The 19476-nt window shown below is 67.6% G+C and carries 20 protein-coding genes and 2 pseudogenes; 9 read left to right on the top strand and 13 right to left on the bottom strand.

All coding sequences use genetic code 11. The annotated features are described in order from the left end of the window. Positions 1-233: methyl-accepting chemotaxis protein (locus AB4Z46_RS19190; RefSeq protein WP_442285122.1), on the top strand; the 233-nt coding region annotated here is incomplete at its 5' end. A gap of 12 nt (positions 234-245) precedes the next feature. Here the strand turns inward: AB4Z46_RS19190 and AB4Z46_RS19195 are convergent. Together AB4Z46_RS19195 and AB4Z46_RS19200 are read right to left on the bottom strand one after the other, a co-directional pair. Continuing rightward, the gene (locus tag AB4Z46_RS19195) at positions 246-641 is read right to left on the bottom strand and encodes a hypothetical protein (RefSeq protein ID WP_442285123.1); all 396 of its coding nucleotides are present in this window, start codon (positions 639-641) and stop codon (positions 246-248) included. Positions 642-720: 79 nt separating this feature from the next. Next, the gene (locus AB4Z46_RS19200) at positions 721-2022 is read right to left on the bottom strand and encodes a hypothetical protein (protein WP_442285124.1); all 1302 of its coding nucleotides are present in this window, start codon (positions 2020-2022) and stop codon (positions 721-723) included. Between the two features lie 116 nt (positions 2023-2138). On the opposite strand from AB4Z46_RS19200, the gene AB4Z46_RS19205 reads away from it, so the two are divergent. Next, on the top strand, positions 2139-2567 hold the full coding sequence (locus AB4Z46_RS19205; protein ID WP_442285125.1) for a hotdog fold thioesterase: 429 nt from the start codon (positions 2139-2141) through the stop codon (positions 2565-2567). 52 nt (positions 2568-2619) lie between these two features. Beyond that, positions 2620-3984 carry a solute carrier family 23 protein gene (locus AB4Z46_RS19210; protein WP_442285126.1) on the top strand — a complete coding sequence of 455 codons (1365 nt, stop codon included), beginning with the start codon at positions 2620-2622 and terminating at the stop codon, positions 3982-3984. 86 nt (positions 3985-4070) lie between these two features. Here the strand turns inward: AB4Z46_RS19210 and AB4Z46_RS19215 are convergent, their stop codons facing one another. Next, the gene (locus AB4Z46_RS19215) at positions 4071-6146 is read right to left on the bottom strand and encodes a carboxypeptidase regulatory-like domain-containing protein (RefSeq protein WP_442285127.1); all 2076 of its coding nucleotides are present in this window, start codon (positions 6144-6146) and stop codon (positions 4071-4073) included. A 276-nt stretch (positions 6147-6422) separates the two neighbouring features. Between AB4Z46_RS19215 and minC the strand changes: the two genes are divergently transcribed. The 3 genes from minC (at position 6423) to minE (ending at position 8337) form a co-directional block, all read left to right on the top strand. Then, the gene (gene minC, locus AB4Z46_RS19220; RefSeq protein WP_442285128.1) at positions 6423-7184 is read left to right on the top strand and encodes a septum site-determining protein MinC; all 762 of its coding nucleotides are present in this window, start codon (positions 6423-6425) and stop codon (positions 7182-7184) included. A 65-nt stretch (positions 7185-7249) separates the two neighbouring features. Further along, complete coding sequence (gene minD / locus AB4Z46_RS19225; RefSeq protein ID WP_442285129.1) at positions 7250-8062, top strand: septum site-determining protein MinD; 813 nt, start codon at positions 7250-7252, stop codon at positions 8060-8062. 2 nt (positions 8063-8064) lie between these two features. Next, a complete protein-coding gene (minE, locus tag AB4Z46_RS19230; RefSeq protein ID WP_442285130.1) occupies positions 8065-8337 on the top strand; it encodes a cell division topological specificity factor MinE in 273 nt (90 codons plus the stop codon). 187 nt (positions 8338-8524) lie between these two features. On the opposite strand, the pseudogene AB4Z46_RS19235 reads toward minE, so the two are convergent. Beyond that, a pseudogene (locus AB4Z46_RS19235) lies at positions 8525-8869 on the bottom strand (transposase); the annotation flags it as partial. 93 nt (positions 8870-8962) lie between these two features. Between AB4Z46_RS19235 and AB4Z46_RS19240 the strand changes: the two are divergent. Continuing rightward, on the top strand, positions 8963-9472 hold the full coding sequence (locus AB4Z46_RS19240) for a DUF1993 domain-containing protein (protein ID WP_442285131.1): 510 nt from the start codon (positions 8963-8965) through the stop codon (positions 9470-9472). Between the two features lie 42 nt (positions 9473-9514). Here the strand turns inward: AB4Z46_RS19240 and AB4Z46_RS19245 are convergent. Continuing rightward, positions 9515-9812, bottom strand: a pseudogene (locus tag AB4Z46_RS19245) (IS5/IS1182 family transposase); the annotation flags it as partial. 574 nt (positions 9813-10386) lie between these two features. Beyond that, positions 10387-10782, bottom strand: a complete 396-nt coding sequence (locus tag AB4Z46_RS19250) for a hypothetical protein (protein ID WP_442285132.1) — start codon at positions 10780-10782, stop codon at positions 10387-10389. A 334-nt stretch (positions 10783-11116) separates the two neighbouring features. Between AB4Z46_RS19250 and AB4Z46_RS19255 the strand changes: the two genes are divergently transcribed. Together AB4Z46_RS19255 and AB4Z46_RS19260 are read left to right on the top strand one after the other, a co-directional pair. Further along, on the top strand, positions 11117-11653 hold the full coding sequence (locus tag AB4Z46_RS19255; protein ID WP_442285258.1) for a helix-turn-helix domain-containing protein: 537 nt from the start codon (positions 11117-11119) through the stop codon (positions 11651-11653). Positions 11654-11748: 95 nt separating this feature from the next. Beyond that, positions 11749-12180, top strand: a complete 432-nt coding sequence (locus AB4Z46_RS19260; RefSeq protein ID WP_442285133.1) for a bacteriohemerythrin — start codon at positions 11749-11751, stop codon at positions 12178-12180. Between the two features lie 48 nt (positions 12181-12228). On the opposite strand, the gene AB4Z46_RS19265 is transcribed toward AB4Z46_RS19260, so the two are convergent. The 7 genes from AB4Z46_RS19265 to AB4Z46_RS19295 all read right to left on the bottom strand — a co-directional run bounded on the left by AB4Z46_RS19265 (position 12229) and on the right by AB4Z46_RS19295 (position 19474). Next, a complete protein-coding gene (locus tag AB4Z46_RS19265) occupies positions 12229-13026 on the bottom strand; it encodes a carbonic anhydrase (RefSeq protein ID WP_442285134.1) in 798 nt (265 codons plus the stop codon). 267 nt (positions 13027-13293) lie between these two features. Further along, entirely contained in the window at positions 13294-14076 is a 783-nt protein-coding gene (locus AB4Z46_RS19270) for an enoyl-CoA hydratase/isomerase family protein (protein WP_442285135.1), read from the bottom strand. A gap of 5 nt (positions 14077-14081) precedes the next feature. Beyond that, on the bottom strand, positions 14082-14723 hold the full coding sequence (locus AB4Z46_RS19275) for a 2-hydroxychromene-2-carboxylate isomerase (RefSeq protein WP_442285136.1): 642 nt from the start codon (positions 14721-14723) through the stop codon (positions 14082-14084). Beyond that, positions 14720-15697 carry an NAD(P)H-dependent flavin oxidoreductase gene (locus tag AB4Z46_RS19280; protein WP_442285137.1) on the bottom strand — a complete coding sequence of 326 codons (978 nt, stop codon included), beginning with the start codon at positions 15695-15697 and terminating at the stop codon, positions 14720-14722. Before AB4Z46_RS19280 ends, AB4Z46_RS19275 begins: the two co-directional genes overlap by 4 nt. Further along, positions 15684-17342 (bottom strand): AMP-binding protein, encoded by a 1659-nt coding sequence (locus tag AB4Z46_RS19285; RefSeq protein ID WP_442285138.1) that lies wholly within the window; start codon positions 17340-17342, stop codon positions 15684-15686. The genes AB4Z46_RS19280 and AB4Z46_RS19285 overlap by 14 nt, the downstream gene beginning before the upstream one ends. Before the next feature lie 39 nt (positions 17343-17381). After that, the gene (locus AB4Z46_RS19290) at positions 17382-18992 is read right to left on the bottom strand and encodes an acyl-CoA carboxylase subunit beta (RefSeq protein WP_442285139.1); all 1611 of its coding nucleotides are present in this window, start codon (positions 18990-18992) and stop codon (positions 17382-17384) included. Further along, positions 18989-19474, bottom strand: coding sequence for a biotin/lipoyl-containing protein (locus AB4Z46_RS19295; protein ID WP_442285140.1), 486 nt, complete (start codon positions 19472-19474; stop codon positions 18989-18991). The genes AB4Z46_RS19290 and AB4Z46_RS19295 overlap by 4 nt, the downstream gene beginning before the upstream one ends. Positions 19475-19476 lie beyond the last annotated feature (2 nt).

The following is a 19476-nucleotide window of genomic DNA, read 5'->3' on the forward strand; positions in this document are numbered from 1 at the left end:
ATCGTATCGTGGACAGCGTGAAGCGGGTGACCGACATCATGGGCGAGATCACGGCGGCGAGCCAGGAGCAGACCTCGGGGATCGAGCAGATCAACCAGGCGATCACGCAGATGGACCAGGTGACGCAGCAGAACGCGGCGCTGGTGGAGGAGGCCTCGGCGGCGGCGCAATCGCTGCAGGAGCAGGCCGGCAATCTGTCGCAGGTCGTCGGCGCCTTCAAGCTGCAGGCCTAGGCACCCCCTTCGCTAGACGTTCTGCGGGTCGTCGCCGTCGTCGGGGTGCTGCTCGCTGAAGCGCTTCTCGGCCTCGGCCAGGTGGGTGGTGAGAACGTGCGAGATCACGTTGATGCCGAGCCCCGCGAACAGCGCCGGCAGCAGGTAGAGCGCCACCCGCAGCTCCGAAACGAAGAACACGTCGTCCGCCAGCGAGGGCGTGATCGCGGCGGTGGTGGCCAGCCGCTGCAGGAAGTAGACGTTCACGGCCGCGATCGCGACCAGCGAGAACCCGAGCACCAGCACGGTCCGGCGCGAGATCGCCTGCTTGACGATCATCACGCCGTAGATGCAGAACGGCAGCACCACCGAGACCGCCACCATCAACCAGAAGGTCGCCTCCGTGAAGACCGAATTGCTGATGTGCATGGCATGTACCTCGGGCTGAGCGGGACCGGGAATTCGGGCCACGGGCGGGGACGGATTCCGCGATTGTCGTTCGGCATCTTCAACGCGGCTTCGGCGCCGGCTTCTTCTTGTCGTCGCCGCCGAACAACTTCTCCATCTGTTGCCCGATGCGTGCGCCGATCGCGGTGCCGACGCCGGGCAGCACCGCCGATCCCACGGCGGCACCGGTCAGTGCGCCACCGGTCAGCGAGAGCTCGGGCGCGTCGAGCGTGCCGCCGAGCTTGAGCGGCACGCCGACCACGCCGTCGACCAGATCGACCGCGGCCTCGCCGTCGAGCCGCCGGTTGAGCACCGTGGCGCTGCCGCTCGCCGTGAGCACGCCCGAGCGCGCCTTGAGTCCGCTGTAGCGCAGCACCAGGCCGTCTTCGCTGGCCTGGGTGTCCAGCGTGCCGGCGAGGCTGTCGAGCGCCGTGTGGCCGCCACGGCTGATGCCGGCACTGCGCACCGCCCTGGCCAGGTCGAAGCCGGTCAGCGTGGCGGGGGCGACCGTGAAGCGGGTGTGCGTGTGCAGCCGCCGCAGCAGTTCGACCGCGTCGGCGCCCTCGGCGTCGACCGTGGTCTGCCCGTTGACCTTCCCTTCGACCGCGGCGCGCCGGCCGAAGCTGCGCGCCAGCGCGGCGACGTCCACGTTCCGGGGCGCCAGCTCGGCGCCCAGGCGGAGCCGGCCGTCGTCCAGCACATGCAGCTCGGTGCGGCCGTTCCACGTGCCGCCGGCGACGTCGATCAGGATGCGCCAGCGGTCCTGGTCACCCTCGCGCTCGAGCCGCAGCACGGCCGGCGGCATGATCTCCGGGCGCCGCAGCTCGGCCTCGCGCGGGCGCCAGCGCGCATCGAAGCGGACATCGGCGTCGTAGGCCAGCGCGATGTCGCGGCGATCGATCCAGACCAGGCCGCGAAGGCGCAAGCGTTCGAGGGGCCGTTCGGCCAGGTTCCAGCCGCCGGCCAGCGGCACACCGGCGGCGCCGCCCTCCCAGCGCCCGCGGAAGGCGCGCACCGAGGCCCGTGGCAGCACCGCGTCCTCGACCTCCACCGACTCGATCGCGATGCTGCGCCGCCACAGCGGGGCCAGGCGCGGCCGGATGACGATGCGCCGCACCGTGATCGGCGTCGGCTGGTCGGTCGACAGCTCGCCCAGCACCACCACCGGCACCGGCCGCAGCGACCAGTGCGCCGACCCGACACGCAGCCCGATGCCGGAAGCCCTCTCGAAGCGGGCACCGACTTCGGCCGCGAGCTCCCTGTCGCTGGGCAGCAGGACGAGGAACAGCAGCACCAGTCCGCCCAGCAGCAGCGCTGCCGCGGCGGCAGCGCCGGCGATCCATCGTCCAGGGCGCATCATCATCAGTGCTGCTTATCCGCCGGCCCGGCGGTGCGCGCTGTCAGCCACCAGCGCGTATTTGCCGTGCCGCCCGCCGCCGCCAATCGCTATAGTTTTGACCACCCTGACCTGGAGCCCCCATGCGCATCTGGAAAAAAGAGATCTCGATCGAGGCCCTGACCTTGAGCCACGTCGACACCGCGGTGTCCCTGCTGGGCATCGAGTTCCTCGAAGTAGGCGATGACTTCATCCGCGCCCGCGTGCCGGTCGACCGGCGCACGGTGCAGCCCTTCGGCCTCCTGCACGGCGGGGTCTCGGTGGTGCTGGCGGAGACGCTGGGGTCGTGCGGCGCCTACTACACGGCGCCCGAAGGCCACGGCGCGGTGGGCCTGGACATCAATGCCAACCACATCCGCTCGGCCACCTCGGGCTGGGTCACCGCCACCGCGCGCCCGGTCCACCTGGGCCGCACGACGCAGGTGTGGCAGATCGACATGACCAACGACGCCGGCGACCTGAGCTGCGTCTCGCGCATCACCATGGCGGTGCTCGCCCCGAAAGCCGGCTGAGCCCCACCGGCGCGCACGCCGGCAAAGAACAACAACCGAGGAGAAGAAGACCATGAGCAATTCCTACCTGCCCCGCTGGCGCAAGGTCGCCACCACAGCGGGCTCCGTCGTCGCACCCGACGAGCGCCTGTCGTGGCCGCAGACGGCCGCGATGGGCGTGCAACACGTGATCGCGATGTTCGGCGCCACGGTGCTGGCGCCGATCCTGATGGGGTTCAACCCCAACATCGCGATTCTGATGAGCGGCATCGGCACCCTGCTGTTCTTCCTCATCACCGGCGGGCGCGTGCCGAGCTACCTGGGCTCGAGCTTCGCCTTCATCGGCGTGGTGATCGCGGCCAGCGGCTACTCGGGCAGCGGGCCGAACGCCAACCTGGGCGTGGCGCTCGGCGGCATCATCGTCTGCGGGCTGGTCTATGCGCTGATCGGCGTGCTGGTGGCCCTCACCAACGAGCGCCACACCAAGGCGGCGCCGGTCAAGGGGCTCGAGGGCATCGAGGTGGAGGAGGTCGAGCAGGACGTGGCGGTGCACTGGATCGAGCGGCTGATGCCGCCGGTGGTGACCGGCGCGGTGGTCGCCGTGATCGGGCTCAACCTGGCGAGCGTGCCGATCAAGAACATGGCGCCGACCGGCTTCGACACCTGGATCCAGGTCCTGACCTTCCTGTGCGTCGGGCTGATCGCGGTCTATTCACGCGGCATGGTGCAGCGGCTGCTGATCCTCATGGGCCTGATCGCCGCCAGCCTGATCTATGCGGTGCTGACCAACGGCATGGGCCTGGGCAAGCCGATCGACCTCTCGCCGCTGGCGAGTGCGCCGTGGTTCGGCCTTCCGACCTTCTCCAAGCCGGTGTTCGAGGTCAACGCCATGCTGCTGATCGCGCCGGTGGCCATCATCCTGGTGGCCGAGAACCTCGGCCACCTGAAGGCCGTGGGCGCGATGACCGGCCGCGACCTCAATCCCTGGCTGGGCCGCGCCTTCATCGGCGACGGCGTCGCCACGATGGTGAGCGGCGCCGTGGGCGGCACCGGCGTCACGACCTACGCCGAGAACATCGGCGTGATGGCCGCAACCAAGATCTATTCGACCGCGATGTTCGTGGTCGCCGCGCTGATCGCCCTGGTGCTCGGCTTCAGCCCCAAGTTCGGCGCGCTGGTGCAGGCGATCCCGCTGGCCGTGATGGGCGGCGTGAGCATCGTGGTGTTCGGCCTGATCGCGGTCGCGGGCGCCAAGATCTGGGTCGACAACAAGGTCGATTTCTCGCAGAACAAGAACCTGATCGTGGCCGCGATCACGCTGATCCTCGGCACCGGCGACTTCACGCTCAAGTTCGGCCAGTTCGCGCTCGGCGGCATCGGTACCGCAACCTTCGGCGCGATCCTGCTCTACGCGCTGCTCTCGCGTTCGCGGAACTGAGACAGGCGCCGTCCGGGCAAAAAAAAGCCCCGCGCAAGCGGGGCCTCTCAACGCGGCGGAATCGAAGGATTCCGCCGCGACTTGCTTCAGTTGACGGGCATGTAGGTCGCGAAGCCCTTGAGGAACAGCACCTGCTGGGCGTCCGTGCCGGACAGCTGGAACAGCGTGACCTTGGTGCCGCCGGCGTAGACCGAGTAGCCGTTCATGGTCCCGCAATGGTCGTCGCCACTGGGTTCCGCGCTGCAATAGATCTTGGCCTTGCGTGCGCTGGGGGCGACGTCGACCCGGTCTTCGAAGTCCACCCCGCTGAACGACTTGCCGTAGGCGGTCAGCGCGGTCGGCGAGACCGCACCGGCCGGGACCGTCCAGCCGTCCAGGTCGCCCTCGGCGCTGAAGTCGATCAGGCTCGGCTCGCTGGGGCTCGGCGGATCGAAGACGATGGCGCCGGTCGACGCGGTCCCCGACATCACCTCGGCACGCAGCGCCGGCGTCATCTCGGCGAACTTCCGCTGCCTGGCTTCGGCGATGGTCGGCACCCGCGTGGCCATGCGGTGCGTCTGGGTCACGCTGGTGTTGTCCTGGAAGGTCAGCACCACCGTGAACACGCCCTGCTCCGGCAGCTGGCGCAGTTCCTCGTCGCTGAGCTGCGGCAGGAAGAAGGCGTTGGGTTCCACCGCCGACGGATGGCCCGAGCGGGCAGCATCCCGATAGCCCCCGGCGATGCGCAGCAGCGAGGTGTTCCCCGGCATGCCGCCCGGCTTGTCCACCACTAGGTTGGCGTTGCCCGCGCCCGGCCTGTAGGTGTAGGAGGCGCCGCTGGGGATCGTCACGACCGCCTGGACCAGCGGATTGCCGGCGCCCTTGGTCTGGCCCTTGGGGATCGTCACGTTGTACGCCACGTTCAGATAGCTGAACTCCGGCGCATGCAGGAACTCGCGGTCCTGCACGGTCGGCAGGATGCCGACGTTGTAGTTGTACTGGTTGCCGATCAGCTTGAGCACGCCGTCGACGCTCTTCGCGACGACCGTCTGGTTCTGCACCACGCCCATGCTGTCGACGCTGCGGTAGCTCAGCACCATGTCGCCGTTCGGACGGAAGAACTGCTGCTGGCCGCGGTCGAACTTGACGCCGGTGGCGCCGGGCCTGAAGAGCCCCGAGAACGAGCCGGAGCTGCCGACCTTGTTGCCGTTGCTGAGGTAGCTGGCCGGGTTGTCGTTGGCGAACAGCGTCTTGCATTCCGGCGCAATGACGTCGGCCGGGCCACCGCTCACGGGCGCCGTGTCGTTGGGTGCGTTGACCCGCTTCGACAGCGGCAGCGCGAAGCACTGCGTCAGTCGCTCGAACAGCGCGGCCACGGCCAGCGAGGCGCCGGCCGGTGCCAGCGTCGCGGTCGCGACCGATTGCGGCAGGGTCGGCGGGGTCGCGTCGCTGCTGCGGAAGATGATCGAGACCGGCGCAGCGCCCTCGTTGGCGGGCACGCTCTTGACCGTGACCTCGATGTTGGCGGCCGTGCCGTCGGGCCGCACGCTCACGGCGATCGAGTCGAGCAGGCGGTCGTGGCCGGAGCCGTCGGCCGTGAAGCTGCCGCTGATCGGGTCGACGGCGTCGCCGATCAGGGTCAGCAGCGGCTGCAGCGCGGCGATCAGTTCGGCCACCTGCTTCTTGACCGTGGCGTCGGTCACCACCTCGGGCTGGGTCGCGATGGCGCCGGCCAGGTTCGCCGGGTCGCCATTGGGCGCGAGGCGGGAGACGATGATGGTGGTCAGCGGCGTGACGTTGACGTTGCCGCCCGCGGCGCTCGCGGTGGTGCTGTAGAGGGTCAGGTCGTCGCGCGCGGCCGTGATCACGAGCGGCGCCTTGGTGCCTTCGGGCAAGGCGCATTCGTAGGCGCCCTTGGCGTCGGTCTCGGTGCTGCACACCGTGACGCCGCGCTGGTCGACCACCGTCACCTTGGCGCCCGCGAAGGCGGCGCCGGTGGCGGCGATGCCGCTGAGCTTGGCGGCCACAGGGGTGCCGGTATCACCGCCGCCACCGGCGCCGGTGTTCGTGCCGCCGGTGGGCAGGAAGCCCCCGCTGCCGCCACCACCGCCGCCGCAGGCGGCGAGCGACAGCAGAAGGGCCGTCGAAAGGGCAATTTTTGTCTTCTGATGAATGCGCAACAAATCAAACTCCTCAACTATTCGGGCCGCTAACGAACTGTTACAGCGGTGGAGGGAGTCTGTCCGTGGGCCGGTGCGCGATGAATAGTGCAAATGCACTATGCGAGCCGCGGCGCGGGCCCGCGAGCGTGAGAGAAGTCACGCAGGAGCCAAAACGCGCCGGGCGCGAAGTGCAACCTGGTGCAAGAAGTGTTGTCCGGCCGGCCTATCGCGGCGACCTTTTGCGACGTCCGGCCCCATGCCCGTTAGACTCCAACGCTTTTCGCACCAAGCTTTTCCATGGCAGATGCATCCGCCGCGCGCACCAGGGCGGTATTCGAATTCAAGAGCGCCACGCTGCCGCTGATCGCAGTCATCCTCAAGACGGCCGATCTCGGGGTCCTGGCGGAAGCGCTCGACGCCCAGTTGGCGGACTCGCCCGACTTCTTCGAGCAGGAGCCGGTGGTCATCGACCTCTCGCAACTGCCGGACGAAGCGTCCGACGCCGGGGATGCGCTCGACTTCGCGGCGCTGCGCAGCCTGCTGGCGCGCCACCAGACCCAGCCGGTGGCGGTGCGCGGCGGCAGCGACGCGCAGCACGCCGCGGCCCGCGCCGCCGGCCTGTCGATCACCGCCATGCCGGTGGCGCCGGCCCCGCGCCCCGCCGCTCCGCCCGCCGAAGCTGTCGCCGAAGCGCCACAGATCGTGCGCGAAGTGCCGGTGCCGGCCAACGGCACGCTGGTGATCGACAAGCCGCTGCGCTCGGGCCAGCAGGTCTACGCGCGCGGCGGCGACGTGATCGTGACCGCGCTGGTGAGCTTCGGCGCCGAAGTGATCGCTGACGGCAACGTCCACGTCTACGCGCCGTTGCGCGGCAAGGCCATCGCCGGAGCGCGCGGCGACACCACGGCGCGCATCTTCACGACCTGCATGGAAGCGCAGCTGGTGGCGATCGCGGGCATCTACCGCACTGCGGAGGTGGCGCTGCCGGCCGAAGTCGCCGGCAAGGCGACACGAATCTCGCTGGACGGCAAGAAAATCGTCATGGATCCGATCCTGTGAGCGACGACGACCTGCTCGCGCACGGCGACCCAACAACCGAAACGAACGAACGAAGAAGGAATGGCATGGCCAAAATTGTGGTGGTGACCTCGGGCAAGGGCGGCGTCGGCAAGACGACCACGAGCGCGAGCTTTGCATCGGGACTGGCATTGGCAGGCAAGAAGACGGCCGTGATCGACTTCGACATCGGCCTGCGCAACCTCGACCTGATCATGGGCTGCGAGCGGCGCGTGGTGTACGACCTGGTCAACGTGATCCAGGGCGAAGCCAACCTGCACCAGGCGCTGATCAAGGACAAGCAGTGCGACAACCTGTTCGTGCTGGCCGCCTCGCAGACCCGCGACAAGGAAGCGCTGACCCAGGACGGCGTCGAGAAGATCCTCAACGACCTCACGGAACAGGGCTTCGACTACATCGTCTGCGACTCGCCCGCGGGCATCGAGACCGGCGCGATGATGGCGATGCACTTCGCCGACGAGGCGCTGATCGTGACCAACCCCGAGGTCTCCTCGGTGCGCGACTCGGACCGCATCCTGGGCATGCTGGGCTCCAAGACCAAGCGCGCCAAGGAAGGCGGGGACCCGATCAAGGAACACCTGCTGATCACGCGCTACAACCCGAACCGCGTGGCCGGCGGCCAGATGCTGTCGCTGGAAGACATCCAGGACATCCTGCGCATCAAGCTGATCGGCGTGATCCCCGAGTCCGAAACCGTGCTGCAGGCCTCCAACCAGGGCGTGCCCGCGATCCACGACACCGACACCGACGTCGCGCAGGCCTACAGCGACGTGGTGGCGCGCTTCCTCGGCGAGGACAAGCCGATGCGCTTCGTCGACGCCGAGAAGCCGGGCTTCTTCAAACGCATCTTCGGAAGGTAGCCATGTCCCTGTTTTCCTTTCTGCTCGGCGAGAAGAAGAAGACGGCGAGCGTCGCCAAGGAACGGCTGCAGATCATCCTGGCCCACGAGCGCGGCAGCCTCGGCGGCAAGCGGCCCGACTACCTGCCGGAACTGCAGCGCGAACTGATCGCGGTGATTTCGAAGTACGTGTCGATCAAGGCCGAGGACATCAAGGTGCACCTGGAGAAGCACGACGACCTGGAGGTGCTGGAGGTGAAGATCGAGTTGCCGGACGCGCTGGCGGCACGCGGCTAGGCATTCAATCGCGACCTGCCGCGATGCTTGTCGCAGGTCAATGAGCCCCTCGCGCGGGAGGGCTGGCCTTGTGTCTTTCCTTGAGGAGATCACACTTGGCAGCCTCGCTTTCCTCGATTTGCCCTTCATGCACCGGACGCACGAGCAGCTCACGGCCCTGCTGAAGCGCGTCGACGAGGGCCAGTTGCTACAGGTCCGGCAGATGGCCTGGCAGTTCCGTGACTGGTATCGCAAGCACGTGCAGTCGATGGATGCGAGCTGCCTTCCAATCCTGTATCGGCATCGTCCATTTCTGGCTGATGTTGTTCAGTGCCAGGTAGAACAATTTGAAGACTGCCTCATCGGTTGGAAATGAGCCTCGGGTCTTGGTTATCTTCCTCAGGCTCATGTTCACCGATTCAATGGCGTTGGTCGTGTCAATCACCTTGCGGATGTCGACCGGGTAATCGAAGAACGGCGTCAGGCGCATCCAGTTGCGCCGCCGGGATTGACCAATCGGCGCGAAGGATGCGTCCCATTTTCCCTCGAATTTCGGTTTGCCTTTTTGCTGTTAGCCTTGCCTGGTTGGCAGGGCCTCTGCCATACCAGCCCCGGCCATCGTGCCCAATTTAAAACTGAATTCACTATGACCAGCCCGCTGTACAACGCCTCCGTTCCCGTCATGCAGCAGATGCTGCGCGCCCTGTCCGATGTACTCAACAAGGCCGAGGACCACGCGACACAAAAAAGTATCGATCCGAATGCTCTGCTGCAGGCGCGACTATTCCCCGACATGTTTCCGCTAATACGTCAGGTACAGATCGCCTCGGACTTCTCCAAAGGCATTGCCTCCCGACTGGCTGGTGCCGAGGTGCCATCCTGGCCCGACACCGAGGTCAGCTTCGCCGACCTGCAAGCGTTGATTGCCAAGGCTCTAGCCCATATCGAATCCTTCAAATCCGAGCAATTTGATTCAAGCGAGAGCCGCGAGATCGTACTGCGCCCCGGCACGCCCAAGGAAAAGAAGCTGACCGCCAGCGCATATCTTCTGCACTATGGTCTGCCGCAGTTCTTCTTCCACGTGACCACCGCCTATGCCATCTTGCGCCACAACGGTATTGAGATCGGCAAGCGCGACTATATGGGTGCCTATTAACACAAGCGTTCAGCCACTCGGGCCACTGCCGCGCGATGGCATGGCGCACAGCACCGCGTGCAGCGCATGGCCCGTTTGCCCCTTGAGCCAGCACCGATCCATTCCGTTGTCGTGCTTGAGGTGCCCGATGGCGGGCTCGACCGCCTGTCTTCGTTTGAGCCAGCGTCTTTGTTGATCGACCATCGTCTTGATCCGGCCCCGGTGAATGCTCGGCCAGCGCATGCCCGTCATACGGATTGCCCGTGAAGCTGCGCGCTCCAACCATCAAGCCCTGCTTGTGCCTGACCGCCACGCGGACCTTCCCGCCGAACTCATGGGGCTTGCGAGCCTCGCCCTGACTGGCGGCATCGCCTACGCCTTCGTTCGCGACCTGCCGCGATGCTTGTCGCAGGTCAATGAGTCCCTCGCGCGGGAGGGCTAGCCTTGTGACTTTCACGTTCGTGGCGCGTGAAGCAGTCCAGGTCGCTGATGAGCTGTCGGCTCCTGCCCAAGGCAAGTAACGCCTGACAGGCGGGTTGACCCCTGCGGCGGCCCCTGTGATGCCACTGCCATCATTCCCAGCCATGACATGGGCACTGCTTGTGCCGCACGGTAGGCCCGAAGGCGGATCAGTGCTCTCTCCGCTCGGCTCGCTCACATGCCGCGAGGAAGTCGTTCAGTTCCGCCTCCGCCGGGCAGGGTGCCGCCCGCTGGCGGCGGCGCGCAAGTCCGTCGTGAATGACGACACCGCCTCTCGGACCAGTCACTTGCAAGACCATGGGCTTACGAAATCAGATGACCGGCATGTGGTCGACAGCCAGAGTCGGCGCGCGGATGCTCAAGGACAGCAACCGCTGCTCAGCAGAAGTCCGAAGCAATGAATCGATCGGCCACCGATGCCATCGCCTCTCGGAACCCCACGCTCTCGCCGCAGTTCACCTAGACCTCCCCCGCTCGAATTCATGCAACAGCGCCAACATGATCCGGCGCTGCTCCGCGGTCAGCGCATGAAACCGCTCAGCGAACGCCTTCCCGCTGATCTCCCCATCCAGCGTCTTGAGACTCTTTCGTTCGCCTTGCGGATCTGGCCCGTGCTGGAGCCAATGCGGCGACACATCGAGCAGCTTCGCGATCACTGCGATGCGATCCGCGCGCGGGACTGACTTGCCCGATGCCCAGTTGTGCGTGGTCTGTACGCTGAGCCCTGACGGAAAAACCGGCGTCAGCGCCTCGGCGAGAGCCGTCGCTCCGAATTCCTTGTACCCGCGCTTGGCCATCGCGACACGCAAGCGCTCGGAAAAGGATTCTGCTTCTTTGACTCGGGATCGCACCGAACGATTGTCATGAGCAGTTGATTTTTATCATTCCCAAGAGATTAGTAAATTTCCCATTCATCTGCTAGAGTGAAGTCGAATGCTTTGACGCTCAGGCGAACATCCGCGTGTTGGCGGACCGTCGAAGCGACTTGCCAATTGTGCTAGAGGGAGGAGATCAAATGCCTTGCAACGACAAGGCTCGGACAGGGACGCCCGAGCCATGAAGACCCAACAAGTCCCCTCCCCCTTCCCGACCGCGCGCCCCCTCAGGCTGCCGCCGTCGCTCTACCTGCCGACGCCCAAGGCCAAGCCCACTCGCAGCGAACCCGCCGCCCTTGTCGGAACCCAGGTGAACCGCCTGCGCCAGGCTGCCGGCGTCTCGGCCCTGGCGCTTTCACAGCGCTCGGGCGTGTCCCGCTCCATGCTCTCGCGCATCGAGAACGGCCAGGTATCGCCCTCCGTCGAGACCCTGGACCGGCTGGCGAACGCACTGGGCATTCCGCTTACACGCTTCTTCGCCGACCTGCGCTGCCGCACCGATTTCAGCCATGTGCCTTCGGGCAAGGGCCTTCGAGTGGAACGCCTGGGCGCCGTCGCGGACTACCGCTACGAACTGCTCGGCCATGTGCTCTCGGGCAACCTGTTCGTCGAGCCCTACCTGGTCATGCTGGAAGCCGACGCCCAACCCCATGTGACCTTTCAGCATCCGGGCTTGAAGTTTCTCTATCTTCTATCGGGCGCCGTGACCTATCGCTATGGCTCCAGGCGCGTGAAACTCGGCGTCGGCGATTCGCTGCTCTTCGATGCCAGCGCACTGCACGGCATCGAGGACCTCGGCACGCTGCCGGTGTCGTATCTCTCCGTCGTCTTCACCTTGCGTGGCTAGGCATTCAATCGCGACCTGCGGCGATGCTTGTCCCAGGTCAATGAGTCCCTCGCGCGGGAGGGCTAGCCTTGTGTCTTTCAATGAGGAGATCACACATGGCAGCCTCGCTTTCGCTCGACTTGCCCTTCATGGACCGGGCGCACGAGCAGTTCACGGCCCTGTTGAAAGACGTCGACGAAGCCGGCGACGCCGAGCTGCCGGCCGCTTGGCGGCGGGTGGTCGACCTGGCGGCCGACAGCTTCGCGCGCGAGGACGAGTGGATGCAGGACACCCGCTTCTCCTGCCGCAAGGACCACACGCTGCAGCACCGGGTGGTGCTCGAGGTCATGCGCGAAGGCGTCGTGCAGGCCCACAAGGGCCAGCTGCTGCAGGTCCGGCAGATGGCCTGGCAGTTCAGGGACTGGTACCACAAGCATGTGCAGACAATGGACGCCGCGCTGGCGCTGCACCTGCGCGGGATGCGCTTCGATCCGGCCAACGGCGAGCCGGGGCCGGGCGGCTTCGCGGTGGCGGCGGCGCGGGCCTGAGGGAGACCGCCAGCTGTGCGGGCCGCGGGGTGGCATGTCCTTCGCAGGTCACCGCGTCATTTCGATGGTGCGCCCGTGGAGCGGCTGGGTCGGCCGCGCGTTCATCGGATAGAGCTTGCCGAACTTCAGGATTTCGCTGTCGGCAATCCTCACCGGCGTCTTCAGGACGAACCAACGAACATCCTCGCTGCACGGCGGCGTGGTGAGCGATCCCTCGAAGGTGTAATAGCCCTTGCTGCTGGGCAGCAGCGCCGAGGCATCGACCGTGGCTTCGACGGACGTTTCCCGATCCTTTTTCTTCGGCAGGTTCTTCCAGATGGTGGCGATCATGGGATTGGCGCCGCCCTTGTCGAGCAGGACTGCGACCACCGCGAGCTTGCCTTCAGCGTTCTTGTGCACCAGGTGAGCGACCATCGCGTGCGACTTGCCGGCGATCTTCTCTTCACTTGGCTTGTGGAAGTGGAACTGCACGAGCTCGTAGCGCGCCCCGCCCACGTCGATCCAACTGCCGGGGGCGTAGTTCACCTGGATCGTATGACCGTTGTCGATCACCTTGAGTGGCGATGGCTTGTAATCGAACTGGATCGTCGGGAGGTCCGCCGCCTTGGCGCCGCGGATGTCGATGGGCGACTGGATCTTCCCGAGCTTGCAGGTGGCAAACTCCTGGTCGACTTCCGCCCAGCTCGCGGGTCCGTGGTGGCCGCTGTACGACCAGTGCTCACCTTGAGCCCGCACCTGCACTGGGCAGCACAGCGTCATGGCGATGAAAAGCACAGAGAGGGCCTTGATGGGGTCCATAGCGCATCTCCTTTTGCGGCGTCCGCAGCGTCGGCTTCGGGCGCTCAAGAACGTTCGTCGATTCGAGCCAGCGAAAAGCACCCAAGGCACGCCGCATCGACATGAAGGCAGCCTGGCTTCCGCGTCGAACGATAGGCCTGCGCTGCTGTATGCAGCCTGACTGCCCTGGCGCGGCAAATCTTCTTGTTTTCGGGGCGTCAGCAACGCGGTGCTCGCTGCAATTTGGGTACTGGCAGGTGTTCATGTCGCTGCCAACGCCGGTGCCTAGCCCCATCGGGCGGCTTCCCGGTGGCGGCAGCGCGGGCCCGAGCCCGCTCAGCCGCCCTTGAACTGCGGCGCGCGCTTGGCCAGGAAGGCCGCGCAGCCCTCGTGCGCATCGTCGCTGTCGAACACCAGGCTGATCATCGCGCGCTCGTATTCGAGCGCCGCGTCGATCGGCATGTCGGCGCCGTGCAGCATCGACTTCTTGAGCAGGCCCAGGGCCACCGGCGATCTCTCGGCGATGCGCCGGGCCAGCGCCATGGTGTCGTCAAGCAGCCGCCCGGGCGCGGCCACGGCGTTGACCAGCCCCATCGCGAGCGCCTCGCGCGCCTCGATCGGATCACCCGCAAACATCAGCAGCTTGGCCTGGCACAGCGGCAGCTGGCGCATCAGCCGCTGCGAGCCGCCGCCGCCCGGGAACAGGCCGAGCTTGATCTCCGGCAAGCCGATGCGCACGCCCTCGCCGATCAGGCGGATGTCGATGCACAGCATCAGCTCCATGCCCCCGCCGAGCGCCCATCCGTTCACGGCCGCGAGCGTCGGCTTCGGGCAGCTCTCGAAGCGGCGGAAGACGCGCTGCACCACGGCGCCGAACTCCTGGTAGTGCGCCAGCCCGCGCCGGCTGTTCAGGTCCTTGATGTCGCCGCCGGCGACGAAGGCCCGGTCGTCGGCCCCGGTGACGACGATGGCACGCACCGCATCGTCGGCCTCCAGCGTGGTCAATGCCTGCTCCATGGCGAGCAGCATCGGCAGGTCCAGCGTGTTGAGCCGTTGGCCGCGGTTGAAGCGCATGACGCCGACGGCGCCCTCGACATGGATCAGTACGGCATCGGACATGTGAATCAGGCTCCTTGTCGGGGTTCGGCGAACGACAGGCGGCCGTCCAGCCAGGCGTCGATCTGCGGCAGGCGGTCGACGCCGAAGAAGGCTTCGCCGTCGATCACCACGAAGGGCGAGCCGAAGACACGCTCGCGCACCGCGGTGTCGACCTCCTGCCTCAGCAGGTCCTTGGCTTCGTCGCCAGCCAGTAGCATCTCGAAATGGGCCGCATCGCCGACGGCAGGCACCGCATCGCAGGCCCAGCGCGCCACCTGCCCGGCGTTGTCGAGCGGCGCGGCGTCGCGGAAATAGCCGCGCATCGCTGCCTGCGCGAAGCGAACGGCGCCGGCGGCATCGATGCGATCGACCAGGTGGAATGCGCGCGCGGCATGCGGCGCGATCGTGGGGAAGCCCGCGGGCAGGCGCAACGGCACACCGAGGAAGCGTGCCGAGCGCTCGAAGTCGTGCCACATGTAGGCCCGCTTGGCCTCGTGGGCCATCGGCGCGGGCAGGTCCAGCGCCCGCAGCACCGCGAACAGCAGCACCGGGCGCCAGCGCACGCGGCGCCCGTGCCGCTCGGCCAGCGCGTCGATCTTCTCGGACATCAGGTAGCCGTAGGGCGACGCGAAGTCGAACCAGAAGTCGATCGGCGCCTGTTCGCTCATTGAATGGCCCGCGCCAATGCCGGACTCGGCGGCAGCAGGCAGGCGCGGCGGTACTCGGCCGCGATGCGCGTGACCAGCTCGGCCACCGCCGGTATGTCGTGGATCGTGGCGACGCCCTGCCCCGCGCTCCACAGGTCCTTCCAGAGCCGAGCCTCGGAATCGGTCAGCGCGCTCATGTCGGGTCGCTTCGGTGGCAGTGTCGCGACGTCGATGCCGAAACGTTCGATCGACGGGCGCAGGTAGTTGGCATGCACGCCCGAGAGCCGGTCGGTGTAGACCAGGTCGGCCACGCCCGCGTCGACCACCATCTGCTTGTAGTCCTGCTGCGCCTGCGACTCGCGGGTGGCGAGGAAGCGGGTGCCCATGTAGACCAGGTCGGCGCCGAGCGCCTCGGCGGCGCGGATCTGGAAGCCGTCGTTGATGGCGCCGCCGAGCACCAGGCAGCCGTCCCAGAACTCGCGGATCTCGCGCACCAGCGAGAAGCTGCTCTGGCTCGAGGCATGGCCGCCGGCGCCGGCGCCGACGCAGATCAGGCCGTCGACGCCGGCCTGCATCGACTTGCGTGCGTGCTCGGCGCTGGTGACGTCGCAGAACACGGTGCCGCCGTAGCCGTGCACCGCCTCGACCACCGGCGCCGGATTGCCCAGGCAGGTGATGACGAAGGGCACGCGGTGCGCGACCACCACCTCGAGGTCGGGCTCGAAGCGCGGGTTGGTGCGATGCACCACCAGGTTGATGCCGTAGGGCGCGATGGTGGCCGCGGGGTCGGCCGCGCGGGCAGCGGCGAGATCCTGCTCGATCTGGTGCAGCCACTGGTCGAGCTGCGCCGCGGGCCGCGCATTGACATGCGGAAAGGTTCCGACCACGCCGGCCTTGCACAGCGCGGTGACGAGCGGCGGGAACGACACCAGGAACATCGGCGAGCCGATCACCGGGACCGAGAGCGCGTGGCGGAACAGTTCAGGCATCGGCATGGGGAAGCTCCGGTGCGGCGCCGCGTTTCTTCAGCGCGCGCAGGTCGCGCATGCCAGGCAGGGCGCGCGGATCGACACCCGGCGGGAAGATCTGGTGCTTCTGTATCTTCTGCGTCGCCGTGGTCGGGATGCGGTCGGTCACCCAGACCCAGCCGGGCGCCTTGTAGTAGGCCAGCTTCGCGTGGCAGAAGTCGAAGAGCGCGCGCACCGCGGCATCGACATCCGTGCCGGCCTCGGCGCGCAGCACGACGCAGGCAAGCACCTCTTCCTCCCGGACGTCGTCGGGCAATGCCAGCACCGCCACCTGGTCGACCCACGGATGCGTCTGCAGCAGCGCCTCGACCTCGGCCGCGGCGATGTTCTCGCCCGAGCGGCGGATGATGTTCTTGCGCCGATCGACGAAGTGCAGCATGCCGTCGGGCGAACGCCGGACGATGTCGCCGGTGTGGAACCAGTCGCCGCGCCACGCCTGCTCGGTGGCCTGCGGATCGTCGAGGTAGCCGCTGAAGAAGTCCTTGCGCGGCGTCGCGGCCGAATGGCGGACCACCATCTCGCCATCGGTGCCGTCGGGCACATCGATGTCGGCGTCGTCGACCACCCGGACCTCGAGCCCGGGCTGCGCGCGGCCGAAGGCCCGCGTGCCGACCTGGCGCGGCGCCTGGTTGTCGATCAGCGCGCGCACCATCTCGGTCATGCCCCAGATCTCGATCAGCGGGAAGCCGAAGCGCTGCTCGAAGCTCGCATGCCGCTGCGGCTCGACGCCGGCGCCGATCGCAAAGCGCACCGAGTGCTCGCGGTCGAGCGGGCTCTCCGGCTGGCCCAGCAGCATCGGCACCACCACGCCCAGGTAGTGCACGACCGTCGCGCGCGATTCGCGCACCTCGGTCCACCAGCGCGAGACATGGAAGCGGTCGGTCTGCACCTGGCAGTTGCCCTTGAGCATCGCGCAGTAGAACGAGAAGATCGACGCGTTCACGTGGAACAGCGGCAACGGGTTGTAGATGCGCTCGCAGCCCTCGCCGAAGCTGGCCAGGCCGCCGCGCGTCGCGTACCAGGCGCCGGCCGCGAGCTCGTAGCGGTGCGACAGCACGCAGCCCTTGGGCCGGCCCGTGGTGCCGCTGGTGTAGAGCACGCTGGCTGGGGTCTGGCCGTCGGGCGTGGTGGATGTGGCGGCTTGAGCCGCACGCGGCAGGCCTTGGGCGAAGGCATCGAGGCGCACCACGCCGGGCTGCTGCGCCGCTTCGGCCAACGCGGCCTGCAGCAGCGTGTCGAGCGCAGCGACCACGACCACCAGGTCGACCTTGGCATGGTCGATCACGAAGGCCAGCTCACCCGCCCGATGGTCGGGATTGAGCGGCACGCAGCACGCGCCCAGCGCGTTCATCGCGAGCTTGTGCAGCAGGTGCTCGGGCCGGTTCTCGAGCAGCAGGCCGATGCGGTGGCCGACGCCGTAGCCCGCGGCGGCATAGGTTCGCATCAAGGCCTGCACGGCCTGCGCCGCTGCGCGGTAGCTGATCTCGACGCCTTCGGCCGCGTAGGCGCGCGCGGGGTTGGCGGGCACGGCCAGGAAGGTCTTGTCCGCATAGGCTTCAGCGGCCCTGGCGAAGGCGTCGCCGATGGTGGCGTGGTCGTCGATCGCGATCATGTCCGGTCGTCCTCCTTCTTTGCCGCGCCGCGTCGCGGCTCAGAGGCGCAGCACGCCGTAGCCGACGTCGTCGCCGAAAGGCGCATTCAGCGAAGCCGCGATCGCCATGCCGAGCGCGTTGCGCGTGTCGACCGGATCGAGGATGCCGTCGTCCCACAGCTCGGAGGTCGAGTGGTACGCATCGCTCTCGGCCTCGAAGCTCTTGAGCACCGGGTCGCGGATGGCCGCGATCTCCTCGTCCGACAGCGCATGGCCGTTGCGCTGCAGCTGGCGCACCTTCACGTCGGCCAGCGTGTTGGCCGCCTGCTCGGCGCCCATCACGGCGATCTGCGACTGCGGCCACATCCAGAGGAAGCGGCCGTCGAAGGCGCGCCCGCACATGCCGTAGTTGCCGGCACCGAAGGAGCCGCCGACGATCACGGTGAACTTGGGCACGGTGCAGCCGACCTGCGTCATGATCATCTTGGCGCCGTCCTTGGTGATGCCGCGCTCCTCGTACTCGCGCCCGACCATGTAGCCCGTGATGTTCTGCAGGAAGACCAGCGGCGTGCGGTCGCGGTCGCACAGCCGCATGAAGTGCGCGGCCTTGAGCGAACTGTCGTTGAAGAGCACGCCGTTGTTGGCCAGGATGCCGACCTTGCAGCCCCAGATGCGCGCATAGCCGCAGACCATGGTGGTGCCGTAGTCCGGCTGGTACTCGTGGAACTGGCTGCCGTCGACGATGCGCGCGATCACCTCGCGCATGTCGAAGCCGGTCTTCCAGTCGGTCGGGATGATGCCGTAGAGCTCCTGCGGGTCGTAGTGCGGCGGCTCGGCCTCGATGCGGTCGATGGCCTGCTTGCGGCCGGGCGTGGTCTGGGCCAGGATGTCGCGCGCGATCGACAGGGCATGCGGCTCGTCGTCGGCCGCGTAGTCGCAGGTGCCCGAGACGGTGGTGTGCATCTGCGCACCGCCCAGCGCCTCGGCCGTGACCACCTCGCCGGTGGCGGCCTTGACCAGCGGCGGCCCGCCGAGGAACACGCCGCCGTTGCCGCGCACGATCACGCTGTAGTCGCACAGCGCCGGGATGTAGGCGCCGCCCGCGGTGCAATGGCCGAGCACCACCGCGATCTGCGGCACGCCCATCTTCGACAGCGTGCACTGGTTGCGGAAGATGCGGCCGGCCGCATGGCGGTCGGGGAACAGCTCCGACTGCAGCGGCAGGAAGCCGCCCGCGCTGTCGCAGAGGTGGATCACCGGCAGCCGGTTCTCGATCGCGATGTCGAGCGTGCGGACGATCTTCTTGATCGACAGCGGATACCAGGCGCCGCCCTTGATGCTCGGATCGTCCGCATGGATCATCACCTCGCGGCCCTCGACGATGCCGATGCCCGAGACCTGCCCCGCGCCATGCACCTCGCCCTCGTACGCACGGTTGGCGGCGAGCGCGCCGATCTCCAGGAACGGCGTGCCCGGATCGAGCAGCAGGTCGAGCCGCTCGCGCACGGTCAGCTTCTTCTGCCGATGCAGGCGCTCGATGTCGCGTTCCGGCCGCTCGTAGCGCGCGCTGTGCAGCTTCTGGCGCAGCGCATCGACGCGTTGGACCATGGCCTCGTGGTTCTGCCGGAAGCCCGCGCTGCCGGTGTCGATCTGGCTCTGGATGCGGCTCATTGCGATGGCTCCTCCGTGCGCACCAGCACCGCGCCGCGCTGGAAGGTCTGGCCGACCGCCAGGGGCAGCTCGGCCACCACGCCGTCCGCCGCGGCGCCGATCGTCATCTGCAGCTTCATGCTCTCGATGACCAGCAGGGCATCGCCCTGCCGCACCGCCTGTCCGAGCGTGGCCTGCAGCGAGACGACGACGCCCGGCATCGGTGCCAGCGAGGCGCCCGCCACGCCGGTCGCGGCCCCGTTGCTCGAGCGCGCGGGGTCGACGCGGTCCAGGCGCCAGGCCCGCCCCTTGAGGTGCACATAGACCGAGTCGCCGTGCGCCACGGCATTCAGGCGCTCGCTGCGACCGTCGACCGTGGTGACGAAGCTGCCGCCGCCGGCCGCGCGCACCGCGAGCCGGACGTCGTCGACTTGCACCGCTTCGGCATGGGCATGGACGCGGTGCCGCACCGCAGGGGCATGGCTGAACAGGAAGGTGGTCATGG

This window comes from Variovorax sp. M-6, from assembly GCF_052114385.1.
Taxonomy (GTDB): domain Bacteria; phylum Pseudomonadota; class Gammaproteobacteria; order Burkholderiales; family Burkholderiaceae_C; genus Variovorax.